Annotated in this window: 12 protein-coding genes; all 12 read right to left on the bottom strand. The window is 62.1% G+C overall.

Annotated features, from left to right (window positions below; translation table 11 throughout):
* Positions 1-10: 10 nt before the first annotated feature.
* Complete coding sequence (locus tag ASQ50_RS11885; protein WP_068351499.1) at positions 11-2,134, bottom strand: type VI secretion system Vgr family protein; 2,124 nt, start codon at positions 2,132-2,134, stop codon at positions 11-13.
* Between the two features lie 102 nt (positions 2,135-2,236).
* A complete protein-coding gene (gene tssM / locus ASQ50_RS11880) occupies positions 2,237-5,830 on the bottom strand; it encodes a type VI secretion system membrane subunit TssM (RefSeq protein WP_058090735.1) in 3,594 nt (1,197 codons plus the stop codon).
* Positions 5,831-5,854: 24 nt separating this feature from the next.
* Positions 5,855-7,297 carry a type VI secretion system protein TssA gene (tssA, locus tag ASQ50_RS11875; RefSeq protein WP_058090736.1) on the bottom strand — a complete coding sequence of 481 codons (1,443 nt, stop codon included), beginning with the start codon at positions 7,295-7,297 and terminating at the stop codon, positions 5,855-5,857.
* Positions 7,298-7,307: 10 nt separating this feature from the next.
* Positions 7,308-7,949 (bottom strand): type VI secretion system-associated protein VasI, encoded by a 642-nt coding sequence (vasI, locus tag ASQ50_RS11870; protein ID WP_058090737.1) that lies wholly within the window; start codon positions 7,947-7,949, stop codon positions 7,308-7,310.
* Entirely contained in the window at positions 7,946-9,511 is a 1,566-nt protein-coding gene (locus tag ASQ50_RS11865; protein WP_058090738.1) for a sigma-54 interaction domain-containing protein, read from the bottom strand. Before ASQ50_RS11865 ends, vasI begins: the two co-directional genes overlap by 4 nt.
* Before the next feature lie 256 nt (positions 9,512-9,767).
* Positions 9,768-12,446, bottom strand: coding sequence for a type VI secretion system ATPase TssH (gene tssH / locus ASQ50_RS11860; RefSeq protein WP_082888481.1), 2,679 nt, complete (start codon positions 12,444-12,446; stop codon positions 9,768-9,770).
* Positions 12,412-13,233: a type IVB secretion system protein IcmH/DotU gene (gene icmH, locus ASQ50_RS11855; RefSeq protein WP_058090740.1), complete on the bottom strand. Its 822-nt coding sequence runs from the start codon at positions 13,231-13,233 to the stop codon at positions 12,412-12,414. The genes tssH and icmH overlap by 35 nt, the downstream gene beginning before the upstream one ends.
* Positions 13,234-13,236: 3 nt before the next feature.
* Entirely contained in the window at positions 13,237-14,571 is a 1,335-nt protein-coding gene (tssK, locus tag ASQ50_RS11850; RefSeq protein WP_058090741.1) for a type VI secretion system baseplate subunit TssK, read from the bottom strand.
* Positions 14,571-15,104 carry a type VI secretion system lipoprotein TssJ gene (tssJ, locus tag ASQ50_RS11845; protein ID WP_058090742.1) on the bottom strand — a complete coding sequence of 178 codons (534 nt, stop codon included), beginning with the start codon at positions 15,102-15,104 and terminating at the stop codon, positions 14,571-14,573. Before tssJ ends, tssK begins: the two co-directional genes overlap by 1 nt.
* Positions 15,101-16,435 carry a type VI secretion system-associated FHA domain protein TagH gene (gene tagH / locus ASQ50_RS11840; protein WP_058090743.1) on the bottom strand — a complete coding sequence of 445 codons (1,335 nt, stop codon included), beginning with the start codon at positions 16,433-16,435 and terminating at the stop codon, positions 15,101-15,103. The genes tssJ and tagH overlap by 4 nt, the downstream gene beginning before the upstream one ends.
* A gap of 17 nt (positions 16,436-16,452) precedes the next feature.
* A complete protein-coding gene (gene tssG, locus ASQ50_RS11835; protein ID WP_058090744.1) occupies positions 16,453-17,469 on the bottom strand; it encodes a type VI secretion system baseplate subunit TssG in 1,017 nt (338 codons plus the stop codon).
* The gene (gene tssF / locus ASQ50_RS11830) at positions 17,433-19,205 is read right to left on the bottom strand and encodes a type VI secretion system baseplate subunit TssF (RefSeq protein ID WP_058090745.1); all 1,773 of its coding nucleotides are present in this window, start codon (positions 19,203-19,205) and stop codon (positions 17,433-17,435) included. The genes tssG and tssF overlap by 37 nt, the downstream gene beginning before the upstream one ends.
* Positions 19,206-19,351 lie beyond the last annotated feature (146 nt).

Below are 19,351 nucleotides of genomic sequence, written 5' to 3'. Positions count from 1 at the left end.
TCCCCTCCGATCATGCCGACTGGTTCTTGCCGCACGGGCAGTTACCGAGCGGACAGGAGCCATCAGGTTGTTGCTGGCACTGCTCAACAATGGCCGTTCCTTGCATGCGTGCCTGCTTGAGGCGATGGGCAACGATGGCTTTTGGCTCGGCATCCAGACGTTGATCGACTTCCGCCAACGCCACCGGCGCCACAACCCCGCCTGCAGCCGTCACCAACCCGGGCCTCTCCGGCACCTGCACCTTCTGCCCACTGCCTTTGCCGCCAGCGCCACCGGCGTTCATCTTGATGCTCGCACCACCCAAGGCCACGCCGCTGGGGTCGATCTTTACGAAGCTGCCACCGGCTTTGAGGGTGATTTCGGCTCCTGCTTCGATCACTGCTTTTTGGCCGGCTTTGATATGCAGCTCGGTGCCGGAATCACTGAGCCAGGCGGTGCCGGCTTTGAGGTGCAGGGTGCCGGTGACGTTGAAGCTGTGGTCTTTGCCGGTTTGTTCGCGCTTTTCGCGGTCCACGGTATGGTGGCTGTTGCCTTTGGTGTGGCTGAAGCGGTTGTTCTCCACCGTCAGGTGGCTGTCGTTCTTGATGACTTCGGTACGGTTGTTTTCCGTCAGCAGGTCCAGGTCTTTCTGGGCGTGAACGTAGATTTGCTCTTGGTCTGCTTCGTCTTCGAAGCGCAGTTCGTTGCTGCCCTCACCCTTGTGGGTTTTGGTTTTTAATGTGGTCCGGGTTTTGTGTTCCGGCAGCGCGTAGGGCGGTGTGTTGGTGGCGTGATAGGTTCGGCCAGTGATGATGGGCTGGTCCGGGTCGCCGTCCAGGAAGGAGACAATCACTTCGTTACCGATTCTGGGTAACGCCATAAAGCCGTATTGGCCGCCGGCCCAACCTTGGGCCACACGCAGCCAGGCGCTGGAGTGTTCGTCGTTCTTTGAATAGCGGTCCCAGGGGAATCTCACTTTCACCCGGCCGTACTGGTCGCAGTGGATCTCTTCACCCTCGGGGCCGGTGACGATGGCCATCTGGGGGCCGTCCATCATGGGTTTGTGTTCACACACTGGCCGCCAGGTTTTGTCGGCCGGGATGGCGGTGAAGTCGTTGTGGTAGCTGGTGGGTTCGCTGCCACCCTCTTCTTCCATGGCCTGGGGCTGTTTGCCGGTGTGGGTGATGGCGGTCAGCAGCCATTCCCGGTTCAGGCTCTGGCTGTCGTGGTCCTGCAGCTCGACTTTGGCGCCGGGGGTAAAGTCCGGGCGGTTGCTTTCGCCCTGGGCCAGGGAGGCGTCGTTTCTCAGGGCGTCCAGTCTGGCCTGGGTGAAGGGCTGGCCGCTGGCGTCGGCCTTGTAGCGGCCGGGGTAGTCGTAGTGTTGGTAGTCTTCTCTGTGGTTCACACCGCCAGCACTGTGCTCGTGCATCAGGGCGTAAGCGGGGTTTTTGAAGGTGTAGTCCTTCATGGCCACGGAGGCGGCTTTGATGCGTTCTTCGTAGGCGAAGCTGAATACGCAGGCCTGTTTGCTGCTGCCGCCGGCCTGGGTGTTGCAGGGCACCGGGTCCAGCTTGGGGGCGTCGCCGTGGTGGTCAGCGATGATTAATGCTGGTTGTTCTTCGCCATCCACGCTGCCGTGCTGGTAACGGTAGTGCCAGCCTTCTTCGGCGGCCAGTCGTTCAATGAACTGCAGGTCGCTTTCCCGATGCTGGACGCAGTATTCCCGTTCTTCAGGGGGGCGCTTGAAGTCAAAGACCGTATCAATAATGCCCCGCTCCTCGAGCAGGGTGCGCACGATGGTGTCGGTACTCTGGGTCTGGAAGATGCGGCTGTTGTGCATCAGGCCCAGGCGCCAGGCCGGGGGCTGGATGACCACTTCATAGGCGGTGCGGCGGTGGCCGGTGTTGCCTCGGACGAATTCGTTGACCACGCCGGTGAAGCGCCGCAGGGGTTGGCCATCTTGCCAGACTACCAGGTCCACCGGCTGTTCCAGAACGTCAGCAGCGGCCACATCGGGGTCGGTGCTCGCCAGTTCTAACCGGCCATGAAACAAGGAAGACAGCTGTTCGGCCAGCTTAAAGCCAACTACCGAAAAGTGATCTGAGGGGAATTCGCCTACACGGGCGGTGAACTGCAATCCGCTTGCCTGGGGCATGACTTCGGTCCCTGAAGAATGAACATTTCCGTTTCAGCCGGCACCATCCAGGTGCAAGCTCCGGTCAACCCGGGCATTCAAGCCCGGGCGACGGGACACAGTTTAATACAAGCTGCGGGGTATGCGGTACCCCGAGAGCAGCTGCTGTGTGAACGGGTTGGTATTACTGGCCGCATGCAGGCGATATCGCATCTCGCCATCGTCCACGGTGAACTTCACATCCACGGCATTGCTGCTGACGCCGGCAATCTCGGCTTTATCGAGCAACCGGAACAGCGCCCAGGGGCCACTTTCCGAGATACTCCGGGGCGAACGGTTGACCTGAATCGGCACCAGGGTAATGCGGCTTTCCACCGAATCCCGCAGGGTATTGGGCCAGACCAGCGGTATGCTCTGGCGCGGGCCGTGGGAGAACTCCACCAGCTGGCCGTCGATGTTCACTACCGCCCGGCGCTTGTTGTTGGTCAGGTTCAGGGGTTCCAGGGCGAATTCTACGTCCAGTGTGCCGCTGCGGGTGAAGAAGGCCTGGCGAATCTGCCGGGCCCGGTCCAGAGAGGCCACCACGTCCCGGCGTACCAGGCTGGCCCGGCGGGCGTCGCCCACATGCTCGGGATGGTCTTCCAGAAACAGTTTCAGGTTGTCATTGTAGAAAGTTTCCAGGATGCCATCCGGGGCGAAGAAGCGCTCGAAGTCCTGCAGTGCGGCATCGCGACCGGCACCGGCGGTGAACGGATAATGCCGGGCCAGATTCTGCTGGAACGGCTGGTATACTTCCCGGTACCACTCGCGCTCCAACTGAGCCACCGCACGGTCAAGCACCACGCGCCAGCTTTCCGTGGCCAGCCGGTTGAGCACGCGGTTCAGTGGCTCCGGCTGGTGGTTGGCCATACGCTGCAGCGTGAAGATGGGGTCTGCCCCCTGCAGGCCCATGCGGGCACGGGCGGCGCTGAGCGCGGCTTTGCCGGCATCCGGGGACTCCTGGATGTTGCGCAGGTATTCATGCAGTTCACCCACCACCTGCATGATTTCATCCAGGCCAGAAGGCTGGTCACCCTGCTTGCGGGTCAGCCGGTTCAGGTCGGCGAACTGGCGCTCAATATCCTGCAACATACGGAAATGGGGCGACTGCTCCAGCAGTTTTCGGGCTGCCTCGGCTTCACCGTCACCCACCGGGATCAGGCGGGTATTACTCTGGACCTGGCCAAGGAACCGGGCCAGGGGTTCGTGGCCGCTGGTCAGGCTTTCCAGAATGCGCACGCCGTGGTTCAGGTCTTCAAACCGGTGGACATCCAGCCGGCTGACGGCGGTGCGCCAGGCTTCCGCATAATTCTCGGCATACAGCGTTTGCAGGCTGGCCAGCAGCTCTGCCTCGTCCGCCTTGCTGAAATCCACATCATTGCGCCGACCCAATACCCAGGCATCCACCAACGCCAGTTCGGTTACCGAACCGGATTTGCGCAGGAACCACTTCTCCAGGCCTTCGCGGGTCAGCAACGCAGGGATGGACAGTGGATCGTCTGCGGACGGTAATTCATCGCCCAGCGGTTCACCGTAGGCGTCCATGCGGGTGAACACGGTGGAGAAGGCTGGCCCGGAGCTGCGCGCCAGCTCCAGCGGTGCCTGGAATTCCCGGTTGGCTTCCACCTGCAGATCACGGTACACGCGGTCTGGCGTGCTGATCCGGCCCAGTTCATGCTGCGCCCACTGCACACTGCTGCGGAACGGTGCCAGTGCCATGGTGGCGGTCTGGTCGCCCTCGGCCGCCATGCCGGCCAGGTTGGTGTGGGCCATGGCGTATTGCAGGTGGCCATAGAGACGGTTCTGCACCTCCCGCTGGCCGGGGAAACGGTTCTGCCAGTAGCTTCGCATGTAAGCGGCGACAAGGTCACTGCGCCGACCGCTGGCGTCGTACAGCATGCGCAACACCCGCAGGTGTTCCAGGCGCTCGGTGCTGTTGTCAGGTGCCCGGCCCATTTCTTCCATCACGCCGAACATCAATGCAGGCAGGTACTGGTAGGCCAACATGTCGAGGTAGGCGGCATCTACTTCCGGCCCCACTTTGTGGCCCTGATACAGGCCCATATCGGCTACCAGGCTCCACTCGTTGCGGTAGTCGCCAAAGGCCATGGTGGCCTCGCGCAATTCATCCAGCGGTTGCAGCAGATTACGGCCGGTGCTGTCGGGCTCGTAGCCCACCGGCTGCCAGTTGTTGATAAAGGCGTTTACCCGGTTTTCCACCTGGGCGGCGGCGTCTGCGTTCTTGATGAAATAGTGCTGCCAGCCGGCGGTCATGCCGGCACCGGCACACACCGCCACGGCGGCGGCCACAGCGACTTTGCGACGGCGTTTGCCGACCACCTTGCGGTTATCGCCCGCCAGGCCCGCCTCTGGATAGATCACCTCCGGGAACAGCCCTTTGGTAAACAGGCTGACCGACTGACCGCCTCGCTGGGCCGGCTGGATGGGGCTGGTCATCTGGTAATTGTGGGCAGCGGCAGAGACAAAGGCATCTTCCGGCACACCTTCCTGCAGCACCGAGGTGAAATAGGTCCCACGGACCAGGGCAGGCGTGGAGAAGGCATCGGCCGACAACAGATCGGTCAGGAACTGCTCCATGGTGGTTTTCAGGCCCGCCAGCTGGCGGGTGAACGAATAGGCAGCGGCCCGCTCTTCGTTATCGCGGGTGTCCGCCAGGACATCCGGCAGGCGCTGGCTAAGCTCATCCACCATGTCGTTGTAGCGATCTGCGAATTGCTCCAACCACTGATCGTGATCCTGCTGGCCATCCAGTCGGAAGGTGAAGCCTAAAGCCTTGTCTTTCTCGGCTTTTGACAGGGTACGCACGAACGGTGCGAACCCGTACATCAGGTCCATCTTGGTGAAGGTGACATACACCGGCAGCCGCGAACCCAGCTGTTCCATCAGTTCCCGCAGGCGGGTGCGCAGCAGGATGGCGTGGGCTTCCCGCTGCTTATCACTGGCGGTGCTCAGGCGGGCCAGGTCCACGGCCAGAATCACGCCGTTCAGCGGGCGCTGGGGACGGCTGCGCTCGAGCCAGCCGATAAAGTGGTTCCACAGCCGGTTCTGGATTTCGCCGGTGGCGCCTTCGCCCTGGTTCTGGCTCAGCAGTTCGCCGTCCGGGTCGATCAGTACGCCGTTATCGCCAATCCACCAGTCAAAACCGAAGGGATTGCGGTCGCCCCGGTTATTCCGGGTGACGTTGGTGAGGGTGTAGGTTTGCCCTGCCCGCTGAATCAGGCTGGTCTTGCCGGCATCTTCCAGGCCCATAACCAGGTACCAGGGCAGGCGGTACAGGCCTTTGTGGCCGGGCAGATTGCTTTTCAGGGCCTGCAACTGGCGGTCCAGCAAGCGCTGCTGCCGGCGTTCCATAGGCAGGATCGGATCTTCCTGTTCCTGTTGCTCCTCGGCTTTGGCTTTATTCACCTTGCCCAGCCGGCGAGCCAGGGCCATACCCCAGAACACCACCACCAGCAAAATCACACCCAGGGTCACCAGGGCCCGCATCTGCCAGGCCATCAACGGGTACTCTCCGCCAATTTCCAGGCGGGGGCCCAGCCACCAGGTGGCCACCAGCAAGGCGATGACCGCCAGCGCCAGGGTGACCGGTGCGGCGTTACGAAGATGAGGCAGTAGCCAACGACCAATGAGTAAGGCTTTTCTCCACATGGTTTCCATTCCTGCGTTTGATGCGTGCGGGCGTTACGCCAGTCGTTCCAGTTGTTTGATCAGGCCGGGTTCCCAGTCTTCCAGAACCAGGCCACGGACCTGCCCCTGCAGGTCCTGAATCTGTTGCGCGGCCATGGCTTTCAGGCCGGTTTCTTTAAGAAGCTTGGCACTGGCCAGGCGCCAGTACAGCCGTTCCCGGGGCTCCCGGGCATCGGCCAGGCCTTGTTCCAGCAGCTCCAGTGCCGCCGGCAGTTTGCTCTGCCTTGCCAGTTCCACCGCACTGTCCAGCGCCTGCTCCCAGGGGTTGGCGCCACCGCCGTTGCCTTTGGCCGACGCCGGTGCGGTGTGCATCCAGTCCGCGGCATCGTCACTGAGAAAGGCGGTGCCGTCATTGAAGGTCAGCTCTGCCAGTTCTGGCAGCCTTTGCACAAAGGCTTTCAGGGCTTCCCGGATGGCTTCGGCGCAATCGCTATGGCCCAACGCCATCGCCGCCCGGGCACTGAGCCAATGGCCATCGAGCCAGAACGGGCTGACCGACAGGCTCTGTTCGATGCGCTGCCAGAGTTCGTTATCCGGGGTTTTATCCAGACTTTCCTTGTACTCCGCCACCCGGTCTGCACTCACAGCAGCCAGGTCTGTTCGCTTGCCATCCCGGGTGGGCGGCAGGCTGGTGATGCTTTGCCAGATGGCATGGCGGCGCATCTGGTAACCCAAGGGGTTTTCCGGCTCAGTGCCGGTGAGCAGCTCAGCCACTTTCAGCAGGCTCTGGCGGGTCGCCCGCTCATTACTCGGGTCCAGTGTCAGGCTGCCCAGTGAGGCGCTTGCGGCAGTGGTAGCCGCCGGCTTGTTTACTGCCGCCGCTGCCGGCTGGCTCGGAGCGGTTTGAGGCTCCCCGGCACTGGCCTGGCTGCCAGGCTGGTCTGGTTTGGGCAGTTTCTCTGCCGCCCGCTTCAGATCAAACAAGGCGTCACCCGGCAGGTCTTTGGCTTTGGCCTGGTCATCCAGCTTGTCGATCAGGTCCAGGCAGTACTGGCGGCCATCACCCACGCTGGCATCAAAACTCAGGCTCTCCACACCTTTGAGGGCGCGTTGCAGCATCTGGGTAAACAGCATTTTTCGGGCACGCTGTCCCTTGGCGCCGGGATAGGGCCAGGCGTTCTCCCACCAGCCATCCAACACCCGATGCAACAGGTACAGTGACAAGGCAAAGCGTTCGCCGTCGCCACTGCGCTGCAGGCTGAGCATCAGAAAACCCAGCACCTTGATGTCTTTGCTGCGGTCTGCCAGCAGCTTGAGGGCCTCACTCTCAACCTTGTTCCAGTCGATGTCGTTGTGGGCCAGAGAACCCACTTTCATCACTTCGTCTTCCAGAAACTCCAACACCGGGTCCTCGGCCAGGCTGTCGCCGGTGCCGCTTTCCCCCGGAATCGCACCGAGCACCTGTTCAACGTATGGGTGTTGTTCAATAACCTGCATCGTTGCCCCCTTACCAGCCACAGGCCTGACGCAGTGGCCGGATCGCTTCTGCATAACCGGAAAGATCAAACAGCAAACCATCCAGCTCCTGGGCTTCGGCGTGAATGCGAGCGTCCGGCTGCCCGACGATTTGCTGCACTATACGGATTGCCGGCAAGCCGCGGCCGGCACTGACCACCAGGCCCTCATCCCGTACCCGCCAGTAGGCTCGCTCGGGCCCCAATGCCACCTCCACCCGCTCCCGGTTGATAGGTTCCGGCAGCATGACGGTCAATTCGGTGATGTTGTTGTGGCACTGCAGCGCCAGCACCGGTCGTGGCGGTTGAACCCCTAATGCAGAGACAGTGACCAGGTGGCCAGCAGCCGCACCGGTATCCCGATAGGTCACCCCGGACGCATCCTCACCACTGGCCTGGGCAAAGGCCCGGCGCCAGCGTTCGGACTGGTTGACCTCCGGCACCCGCCGACCCTGCTCATAACGAGCCAGTGGGGTAGCGAACACCTCATCAAAACAGGCCAGCCGGTCGAGCCGGTTGGCTTCGGCCGTGCAGGCCTCGGCTTCCGCCAGGCGTGTGTCGGCGAGCGTGACGGTGCTGGCCAGCAGCATGGCCAGGCCGAACAGCCCGGGTTGGATTCGGTCTTTCAGGGTCATACGTCAGTTACCTGATACTTCAGACATTTATGGGCCAGGGTACGTTTGGGCAGGCCCAGGCTTTCAGCAGCCTGGGCACGGTTGCCGCCGTACTGGCGCAGTCGTTCACGGATAATGGCGGCCTCGAAGGCCTGGGCGGCGGCTTTCAGGTCGCGGATGTCATCCGCCACCGGAACCCCCACCATGGCTTTCGGTTCAACGCTGGCATCCATGGCCGGGCCTGGATCGGCAAACAGGTCATCCAGGCGTAACACTTCCGGCTGGATGTCATCGCCGGCGGGCGTTTGCAGGCAAGCCAATTCCACGATGTTGCGCAGTTCCCGCACGTTGCCGGGAAAGTTGTAACCAGCCAGCGTGTGCAGCGCGTGGCTGCTGATACCCAATGGGCCACTGCCTTCGCGTTCGGTGTACAGGCGAATGAAATGCCGGCTCAGGGCTTCCAGGTCTTCCGTGCGTTCGCGCAGCGGAATAACCCGCAATGGGAACTGGCTGAGGCGATAGAACAGGTCACGCCGAAAGCGGCCGTCTTCGATGCCTTCCTGCAGGGGCTGATGGGTAGCCGCCACCAGCCGGAAGTCGGAGTGCTGTTCATCCCGGGCGCCCAGGGGGCGGAACTGGCGGCTTTCCAGTACCCGCAGCAGTTTGGACTGCAGGGCCATAGGCATGTCACCGATTTCATCCAGGAACAGGGTGCCGCCATTGGCCTGGGCCAGAAGGCCCTCTTTGGACTGGTCGGCGCCGGAGAAGGCGCCTTTGGTATGGCCGAACAGTTCGCTTTCCAGCAGGGTGTCCGGGATGGCAGCGCAGTTGACCACCACCAGCGGACCATTCGCCCGGTCGGACATGTCGTGGATGCCCCGGGCGACCACGTCTTTGCCGCAGCCGGTTTCGCCCTGGATCAGCACGGACAGCTGACTGCCGGCGGCACGCACCACTTGGGCCCGGAGGTTCACCATGGCTTCGGAGTTGCCGACCAGGGTGTGGGCCAGTTTTTCACAGCGCTGGCGCAGGGTTTCGGCGTCGTGCAGGTGGTCCAGGGAGCGTTTAAGCATGCGCCGCTGCCAGACCTGGTCGCGCGTTTGCAGTTGGCTGATCCACTGATGCACCAGCAGTTGTTTGATGCCGGCGTACAGGGGCTGGCCGACGATGCCTTGCCAGTCTGGATGGTCGCTGCAAAGAACGAGGATGCCGAGGGTGCGGCCGTCTTCGCCGGCGAGGGGTTCAAGCCAGAGGCTTCTGGGGCGGTCGCTGGCGTCGAACAGGGTCTGGAAGCCGGGGTGGTCCAGGCGGTAGCTGGCGGCGCGGGTAAGCTCTCTGGGCTGGCCGGTTTGCAGTACATGGGCAAACGGGTGGCTGAAGTCGCTGCAGTCGAATTCACTGGTGTCGCCTAGTTGGCCACAGTGGAGGGTTCGGCCGCTGAGGTCGAGTTCTAGGGCCCAGCATTTGGTGAGGCCGAAGGCTTTTTGGAGCTGGCTGGTGGCGGTGTTCAGCAACGCAGGCAGGGTGTCCTGTTTGATGAGTGCCACCGCCAGGTCTATGCCGGTGTGCAGTTCCTTCTGCATTCTTCCCATGCTTTCCATTCCAGAATAATGACTTAGGAGATCGTCGCCCGCGCACCCTGCGGGGTGGTTTTCCAAAACACGCTGTGAATACATCCTTGTACGCTCCGCTCTCGTTTGCCGCCCGCACACCGTGGGGTTGAGCGTTCCAAAACACGCTGTGAATACGTCCGTGTACGCTCCGCTCCGCCATCCATGGCTCCGCAGGGTTTTGGAACGCTCAACCCCACGGTGCGCTACGATTCAGGGGGCCTTCACGTTATGCGACTGTTCCTGTGAATTTGTTTTCTTCGACACCCAGGGTGACCTTGGTCACCGGCTCTCTTGCCGCCAGTTTTTCCAGCAGCGCCAGGGACACCGGTGGCAATAGTTCGCCTTCGATGATCGACTCCAGCATCCTTGCGCCGTTTTCACTTCTGGTGGCGCGGCTGCGGATGGCTTCTACCAGGCCGTCTTCCAGTTCCACGTCGGTGTGGTAACGGGCTTTGATCTGGTCGGCCAGGCGCTGGAGTTTGTCGCCGACGATGCGGTTGAGGGTGTCTTCACCCAGCGGCAGGTAGGGCACCACTTCCATTCGCGCCAGCAATGCCGGCTTGAAGAAGTTGGCCAGTTCCGGGTACAGGGCTTCTTCGATCTTTTCCGGTGCTTCGGCGTGGTTGGCGATGGTCTGGTAGCCGAGGTTGGAGGTGAGGAAGAAGACGACGTTTTTGCAGTCGATCAACCGGCCTTCGCCGTCCGCCAGCTCGCCTTTGTCAAAGGCCTGGTAGAACAGGTTTAGGACTTCCGGGTGGGCTTTTTCGACTTCGTCGAGCAGGACCACGGAATAGGGCTTCTGGCGGATGGCTTCGGTGAGGATGCCGCCTTCGCCAAAGCCCACATAGCCTGGGGGTGAGCCGATCAGGCGGGAGACGGTGTGCTTCTCCTGGTATTCGGACATGTTGATGGTGGTGAGGAACTGGCGGCCGCCGTAAAGCAGTTCGGCCAGTTGCACCACGGTTTCGGTTTTACCAACACCACTCGGGCCCACCAGCAGGAAGGCGCCCATGGGGCGGCCGGGGCGGCGCAGGTCGGCGCGGGCGGTGAGCAGGTGCTGGTGCAGGCAGTCGATGGCGGTGTCCTGGCCTTTGATGTGGGCCTGCAGGTACGCCGGCAAGTGGGTGATTTTCTCCAGTTCGTCGGTGGTCATGCGATTGACAGGAATGCCGGTCCAGTCGGCGATGACTTCGGCGACCTGGCGAGCGTCGACGCGGGCATGGACCAGGGGTTCATCAGCTTGCAGCTCGGCCAGTTCCTGTTCGATGGCGGCGGCTTCGCTTTTCAGGTCCGGGCGTTCTTCGTGATCGCTCTCGGCCAACTCAACAGCGGCGATTTCGGCTTCGACATCACCCAGCAACAGCTGTTCGCGGATGTCGACCAGCCGGGCCACCAGGTCGCGCTGGTCGTTCCAGCTTTGCTCCAGGGCTTCGGCTTCGGCGGTCAGGTCGGCGATGCGTTGTTCAAGTTCCTGTTCCCGCTCGGCGTCAACGCTCTGGCCCAGGGTATGTTCCCGGCTCAGCAGGTCCTGTTCCATGGCCAGTTGGTGCAACTCGCTGCGCACGTGGCTGAGACGGCGCGGAGGTGTGCTCAGGTTCAGGCTGACCCTGGCGCAGGCGGTGTCCAGTACGTCGATGGCTTTGTCCGGTAATTGGCGGCCGGCGAGGTAACGGGCAGACATTTCCGAGGCGGCTTTCAGGGCGCTGTCGGCGACCAGTACCTGATGGGCTTTTTCGTAGACAGTACGCAGGCCCCGGAGTATGTGGACGGCTTCGCCCGGGGTCGGCTCGTCCAGGGCGACCGGCTGGAAGCGGCGGCTCAAGGCCGGGTCTTTCTCGAAGTATTTCTTGTATTCGCGCCAGGTGGTGGCGGCGATGGTGCGCAGCTCGCCCCGGGCCAGCGCTGGCTTCAACAGGTTGGCGGCGTCGGAGCCGCCTTCGCTGTTGCCGGCACCGATCAGGGTGTGGGCTTCGTCGATGAACAGGATGATTGGCGTAACAGAACCTTTAACGGCTTCGATCACGCCCTTCAGGCGCTTCTCGAATTCGCCTTTGACCGAGGCACCGGCCTGCAGGGCGCCCATGTCCAGGGTCCAGAGTTCAACGGTTTTCAGGCGGTCCGGTACGTCACCGTTGACGATGCGCAGGGCCAAACCTTCCACCAGAGCGCTTTTGCCCACGCCGGCATCACCCACCACAATCGGGTTGTTCTTGCGGCGGCGGCAGAGGATGTCGATCATCTGGTCGATTTCGGCATCCCGGCATACTACCGGGTCCAGTTTTTCTTCCCGGGCCAGCTTGGTGAAGTCGGTGGCGTAACGCTTGAGCGGGTCCATGTCGGTATCCGCCACAGGCTTGGCAGAGCCGTTTTCCGTCAGCTGCGGGCGTTCGACGGAACCGTCCGTGAGGCGGTCGAATTGTTTGCGCAGCTGTTCCCGGTTGATGTCTACCAGGGTCTGGGCCACCCGGGGCATCAGGTAGCGGTCGGCGTTCATCAGCAGGGCCAGAAACACGGCGCCGGAACGCAGTTCGGTGTGGCCCAGTTCGGTGGAGGCCAACAGCCAGGCGTCCTGCATCAGTTCCACCAGCAAAGGCGAGAACGAGGGATAAGGCTCGGCGGTCTGCGGCTCGCCGTTCAGGCTGTCGCCCACCAATGGCTGCAGTTGCTGATGATTGATACCGGTGTGTTCCAGAATCTGGCGTACGTCAGAGAACGGCGTTTCCAGCAGTTTGAACAGCAAATGGGCCGGGGTAATCTCGGCGCCCTGGCGGCTGATGCACAGGGCGGCGGAGGCTTCCAGGGCCTGGCGTGAAATGTCGTTAAGGCGCCCGATCAGCGCCGGCAGTTCTACCCGAATCACAGTGATATCCTTATTTCGGTAGTTGGTCCAGTACGCTGAGCACATCCCTGATGCGTTCGTTCAGCGCGACGTTGTACAAGTGGTAAATGCCCGCCATGGCGGCAATAAACAGGCCGCCAATACCCCACAGGGGCAGGCCGCTGCGCAGCCGGTTGCGGGCCGGAGCTACGTTCTCCGTGGCGTCGGCCAGCGGCTGCGGGTCCCGGTCGGCACGGAGTTCACGGAGTTGCTCATAGAGGCCGCGAACAATCCGGTCGTACTCATCCCGGCCGTTCTCCATGACCTTGTAACGGCCTTCAAAACCCAGGCACAGGCACAGGTAGATGAAGCCCAGCATATCGCGGTAGCGGGCTGGCTCCTTTTCCATGCGAGCGAGGATGGCGAACACCTTTTCCCCACCCCAGGTTTCATTGTGGAAGCGGGACAGCAGGGAGTGCTGGGACCACACACTATGGGCGCCCCAATCGGTGCCCAGCACCGCTTCATCAATGAAGGCGCAGAGCACGTAGCGATAGGCCACCACCGTCGGGCGCTCATAGCCCTGCTCGATCAGCTCCCGGTCAATGGCCGCCACTTCGTCGACCACTTGCTGGTACAGGTTTTCCACGTCCCGGAAATCCGCCAGCCGGCGGACCCGGATCACCAGGCCCAGCAGTGGCGTGGCGGCGTCGATCAGGCGGTTCTCTTCCAGCCCTCGCAGCTGGAAGCCGGCGTTGTCGAATTCGGTTCGGGAGCCACTGTTGCCGGCGTCCGCAAACAGAAGGTCACTGAATGCACTGTCACCCGAATCCCTGGTGTTGTCTGGTCTGTCCATTACCGGTGCATCTGCCATGGTTTAGCTCCTGATTGCCCAGAATTGCATTTCCAGCCCGGGGAAGCTGCCGGCCACGTGGAAGGCAAAGCCACTGGCGTTGTCGAGCATTTGCCAGGCTTGGCTCTGCTCGTCCAGCCGGAAGTAGACAAAGCCGGCGTGGTACGGCAGTTGGCGCGGCGCCACCGGCAGAGCCGACAACGGAATACCCGGCAGCTGCAGGCTGATGAGGTCGCGAATTTTCTCCACAGACGCCACTTTGCACTGCTGGGTGAACTGCTTGCGCAGGTCGTCCAGCGGCATGTCGGCCTTCACCGCCAGGATGAATTCGGCATCCTTGATGATCTGTCCATCCTGCACCGGTGCCACCGTCAGCCCGTACTGGCGCTGCTGCAGCGTGATCGACAGGGCTCTCGGTTCCAGCACGGTGCTCAGGGCCTGTCGCAGCACTTGCATCAGCGGGCTGAAGCAGGCTTCCGGCAGGTCGTGGTCATAGGGGGTGAATTCCTTGGGCAGCCGGCTTTCGTCGGTAAAGGTCACCAACTCGCCACACAGCTCAAGCAGAGCCTCGTACAGGCGCTCGGGATGCAGCTGGCGCAGCCGGGCCAGGTGCATGAATTTCGGGTGCGCCCGGTTCAGCATCTGCAGCAGCATGAAGTCAGACACATCCGCCACACCGCCCTGCCCTGGCGCACCTACGCGCTCGGCGATGTTGCGGGCCCGCTCCTGCATCAAGCCAGCCATTTCGCCGACGAACCGCTGCAAGCGCGGGGCTGAACGGACGCTGAGCATGGTGGGCAGGAAGTTGGGGTCCATCACCAGGCTGCCATCCGGGCGTTTTTCCAGGATCCGGCCGATGGCCACCGAGGCATAGGCACTGCGATCGTCCCGCTCCAGCATCAGGCGCGGCGCAACCCGGCCCACATCGATGCTGTGGGCGTCGCCATCAATGGAATGCAGATCCCGGATTTCCACGGTCTGGGCACGAAAACGCCCTGCTACCGGGGCATCCGGCCACTCCACTTCCGCCAGGGTATCGCTGCCCAGGGGCAGCGCCAGATACACCACCTGATTGGCCACCGAGGCATCGGTGATTTCCAGGGGCTCCGGCATCACATCGTCCTGGGGCAGATTGAACCGGGTACCATCCGGAAACAGTCCGGAAGCCCGCACCAGGCCAACCCGGCCAAAGCTCAGGTACTCGGCGTTCAGCTCCAGATCACTGAAGCCATACAGGTAGTCCGAGACCGCCAGCGCCCGCTCGTTGATCTGGTGTTCCAGATATCGTTGCTGCTGCTGGAAGTGCTGGGGCTTGATAAACAGCCCGTCACTCCAGACGACTCGATTGGTAGCTGCCATCAGGTATCTTCCGAACGTCTGAGTTGAACTTCCCGCTCACGCAGGTTGACCAGCAGGTGGTAGGTGTCGCCCACCGGATCCACCCGGATGACTTTTTTCCACTGGGACAGGTTCGGGTAAGCATAGAAGGCGATAACGCCGATAAACCGGGTGTCCTTGCTGATCTCGAACGGTGCCACGTACTTGAACTGGCCCGGTACCAGGGTGTAGTCGCTGTGGTCCACGTAGTTGCGGCCCAGGGACTTTTCCAGGTCGTTCAACAGTTGATCAAAGTCGCCGGCCATCAGCAGGGAGCTGTCCCGCAGCTCGATGATCTGATAGGCAATCGGCGTGGGCGCCAGGGATTCGTTCGGGTTTACATCCGGTTCAGCGAGCATGGTCAGCGCCACCTTGCTGGGCAGCTCTTCCGGATAGCCCACGGGAATATCGGGGTCCCACAACACCTTGGCGGTTTTGGTCACCGCGTTGTACGGGGTGCTGCACCCCACCATCAGCATGACAATAGCCAGCAAGCTCCATTTGCAGTACTTCATGAAAGGCTCTCCCTCTGTAATTGGCGCAAGTGTTGGTCGTAGGCCTGGTCGAACACCTCCTGGAAGAGGCGTTCAAATCCCTGCTGACGACTGGATCTGAGTTCCCGGTAATAGTGTTGGTACATGTTCCAGGCCCAACGGCCTTCGTCTTCGTTGTCTTGCAGGCCACGGCGGTAGCCGTGGAACCGGCGCAACAGGGCCTCCGGCGAGAAGGCATAAAGAATGGCTTCCAGGGCTTCCCGGATGGCTTCGCGGGTGGCTTGCTGGTGATGGTTCAGGCTCTCCAGGCTTTCCCGAACCGCTGCCGGAGCAGACAGGTGCACCGGGCTGCGCTCGGCTGCAAACAGGGTCTGCATGGTGCCGGTGTAGTCGTCACCCAGGCGCAACGGGTTGTCTTCAATCGGCTGCAGGCGGGTGCGCAGGGCCCGGTGCCGCGAATCCTCACCCTGATGCAGGGCCAGCAGGCCTTCGACCGTGGCTTTCAGGGTCTGGCCGGCTTCCTCCAGGAACAACCGCATTTCATCGCTGTCGGCAAAATCGATGTCGGCTTCCATACCTCGCATCAGGGGGGCACCGCTGATGTGTTGCCGGCTGGTGTCTTTGGCTTCCCGGCTGTGTTCCCTGAACTCTGACATTCCCTGTCGCTCCTGTGTGTCGTGCCCGTGCTTGCGGGCGTTACGGTTCATTGGCAGGCCCATGGCCACATCCCGGTTTTCCCGGTATTCATCGCTGACCTCGGCCGAGCGGGCAAACCAGGACTGGTCACTCGCCAACAGCTCGGGAGCTTCTTCCGCAGGCTGACCGGCCGTTTCCTGCCAGGGCGCCAGCGGGTCGTCGCTGACCGGCTCACCGGCCGGCGTGTGCAGTCCCACGAGGGGTTCCCGGCCATCCGGCAGCCTCTGACCGGTTTCTGCCCGCAACAGTGAATCTTCCTCCACATCCACCAGCTGCCGGTCCTGCCCAGAGCCTTCTTCCAGCTCTGAGCGGTCAACCGCGTCACCGTTCAGCTCTGCCCGCATCCGGTAACGGCCGATGGTGAGGGTGTCACCATGATTCAGCCGCGCCCTGCGGCCCCGGCCCACAGGCTGGCTGCTGCTGTTGATGTAAGTGCGGCCACTGCGGTCAATCAGGCAGAAGCCACCATCCAGGAAGCGAACCTCGGCATGGCCGGCTACGGCGCCGGTGCGATGGGGCGACAACCGCCAGGTGTCGTTGGCCGCCGTGCCAATCGACCCGCCACCGGTACCAAAACTGTGTTCAATGCTGGCACCACCGCCGGTTTCGGTCGGGTTGATGATCACCAGGGTTAATGCTGCTGTCCGGTTTGACACCTGTCTGGCTCCTTGCCTTATCGTCGTATCTGGATGCGCACCGCCGGGCGTTCACGGGCCCGGTCCGGTGTCACAAAGGAATTCCAGCCCAGGCGCACATCCTCACCCAGCTGCATGGGCCGGATATCCTTGGGCCGCATTTGCAGCTCCAGGTCGTAGGCCAGCTGCTCCCGGGTGGTGAATTCCACCAGCTTCACCAGGCGCTCATGGTCCCGGCCGTTGGGCAGGAAATCCGCAAAGCGCTGCCGGCTCAGGTTGCGCAGGCGCAGGATGAACTTACCGCTGCGATCCCGGATGCTGGAGCCAACCAGGGTGTCCTGGCCCAGGCTGGCATTCGCCCGGCCCAACCGCGTTTGCTGGTCTTGCCCGATGGCCACCTTGCGCAACACCCACTGCTCGATGCTGACGTCCTCCAGGTCGAAACAGTGTGCGACAATGCCACTGACCACTTCCGGCGATCGGCTGCGGCCCGCCATCTGGCCGGCGTAGGCCAGCATCTTGGACCAGTTGACCGGTGTGGCTTCCCGCAAGCGGCTGTCACCCAGACCGACCAGGGAAAACACCAGCTCGGAAAAACCGTCGCTGGCGCCGGGCTGAAACCGCACGTAATACCGGTACTTGCGCCAGGCCCGGTGGAACAGGGTGACCAGCCGGTGATTGAAAAAGTCCAGGAAATGCCGGCGCACCCCAAGGTTCTGGCCTGCTTCCCAGGCCAGGTCTTCCAGATAGTACCCAGGCAGCGGCGACTGGGAGCCGTGCAGGCCGAGAAAGCTCACTTCCATCTGGTAAGGCGCGTGCTCATGTTCCGGCGACAGGGCCGAGACCACATCGCTGCCCGGAAAGCCCAGACCGGCCGAGGCCGAAAACCGGATACGCTCCTGGCGAGGCTCGCCGCTGCCGGAGTTTTCCAGATCGTCGCCATGGTGCCGGTGAATCAGATCCACCAACTGGAAAAAACTGTAACGCCGCGCGTTGCCGAGGACAGGTTCCAGCCCGGCTACATCAGCGGCTGCTGACCTTGCTGTAACGTCCATGTGTACCGTTCCTGATTGTCTGTATTCACCACTTCCAGCTGGTGAAAGGCATTGATACTCGCGTAAAGCGCAAAAAACTGGCTCAGTACCGTTCCGAACAGGTACAGATCCCCTTCGCTGCCGAAATTCTGCTGATCCAGCTTCAGCACCGAACGAATGCCACGCACCGGCAAGCCACGAACCATGCGGTCCACCGGCTGAGTGGTGATCTCACTGATGCCCGCCAACCGTTTCTGGGACACCCGCTCGGCCTGCCGGTCGACCAGCGCTCGAAAGTCGTATACCCGCAGCACGGTGCGCAGGGCATCCACATCCAGCATCGACAGATAGTTCAGGGACAGATTGGAAATCAGCGTCCACAACAGGCTGCCGTCCAGCGTTGGCCGCAGCGTGGCCGTGGGCCGGGTAATGTTGCTGAACGAGGCAAACGCCGGGGTGGTCTCGGTGGCCATGCAGATCTCACCCACCGCCAGCTGCTGGGGCAGTTGCCGGTTGGTGCAGGTCAGCGTCAGCGACACCGCTTCCTGGCGGTTCATGCATTCGGATTCGTCGCCCCGGACAAACGAGATGTAGTGATCAAAGCCATCACCGCGCACGCTTTCACGGGTACGCACCCGGTAATACAGCGCCGTGCGGCCACGGTCCCGCTCCACCTCGTGCTGGAAACTCTCGAACGCGGTGTACAGCCGCGGCTCCCCCCGCCCGGAACGCCCCTCCAGCCAGCCTTCCACCTGTTCGATACTGAACACTTCAAAATGCTCCGGACAGCGGCTGGACGGGGAAATACGGTACTCGGTCTGCCGGCCGTTCAGGTCCACCGGCTCGCCCTCGTGGCTGAACAGGTTGACCGCCGGTGTGCAGTACAGCTGCAGGGAGTCCCGGGTGACCCGAACATCGGGCGGCAGAATCCGGCTGAAATGGAAACGCAGGCTGATCTCATCGGCCTGCACCGCCGGCAACCGGGACTTGAGGCCGGCAATATCGATAAACCGGAACGCCTCCGGAAAGCTCAGGTATTCCTGGATGATGCGGTACCCGGCGTAGGCGTTCTTCGGGTACGGCAAAATCGCTTCATCGGCGGCAAAACCCACCGGCTGCAACAGCGACGACGGCAGGTTGTATACATTGTCGCCCACCACCAGTTCCATGCGGGTGAGGTAGTGGTTCAGCCACAGGTACAGGGTTTCGGCGGTGTGGTTATCACCTCCCAGATAAAACCGCAGGTTGTCCAGGCCCAGGGCATTCAGCGGCTGGTCTGTGTGCAGTCCCAGGTCGACGGTGACGGAAGACACTTCCCGGGAATGCTCGGCATGGGCATCGGCCACGCTGACCGGGAAGATATCGACCGCCCGACAGGTACGGAACCGGCACTGGGTCTGGCGGCTGGCTTCGCCCAGGGGTCGGCTCTTGATTTCGGTATGGCGCTCAACGGTTTGCCGCTCGCTGATGGCGTGCAATTGCGGGTCGAAACGCATGATGGTGCAACTGGGTACTGGCCGCAGGTAGTTGGGCCAGAGCATGTTCAGCAGGGAATGGGTCAGCTCTGGAAACTCGTCCTCAACCTTTTCCCGCAATTTGCCGGTCAGGAAGGCAAAGCCTTCGAGCAGCCGTTCCACATCCGGGTCGGTACTTTGTTCGGACAAAAAGCGGGTAAGCTGCGGATGTGCCTCGGCAAATTCCCTGCCTTGCAACCGCAGAAAGCTCAACTCATCCCTGTAGAACCTGTTCAACTTCATCTTTACTGAACCTTGTCTGCGCTTTGTCTAGCTCCGAGCCAGCGTGTGGGTAGGCCTTTCCAAAAGACGCTTCGAGCCCATCCGTGGGACGCTTGGGCTCCGCCATCCATGGCTCCGCACACTTTTGGAAAGGCCTACCCACACCC

The sequence above is a fragment of the Marinobacter sp. LQ44 genome (assembly GCF_001447155.2).
Lineage (GTDB): Bacteria > Pseudomonadota > Gammaproteobacteria > Pseudomonadales > Oleiphilaceae > Marinobacter.
The sequence above is the reverse complement of the archived record's forward strand: the minus strand, read 5'-3'. Positions and strand labels throughout refer to the sequence as shown.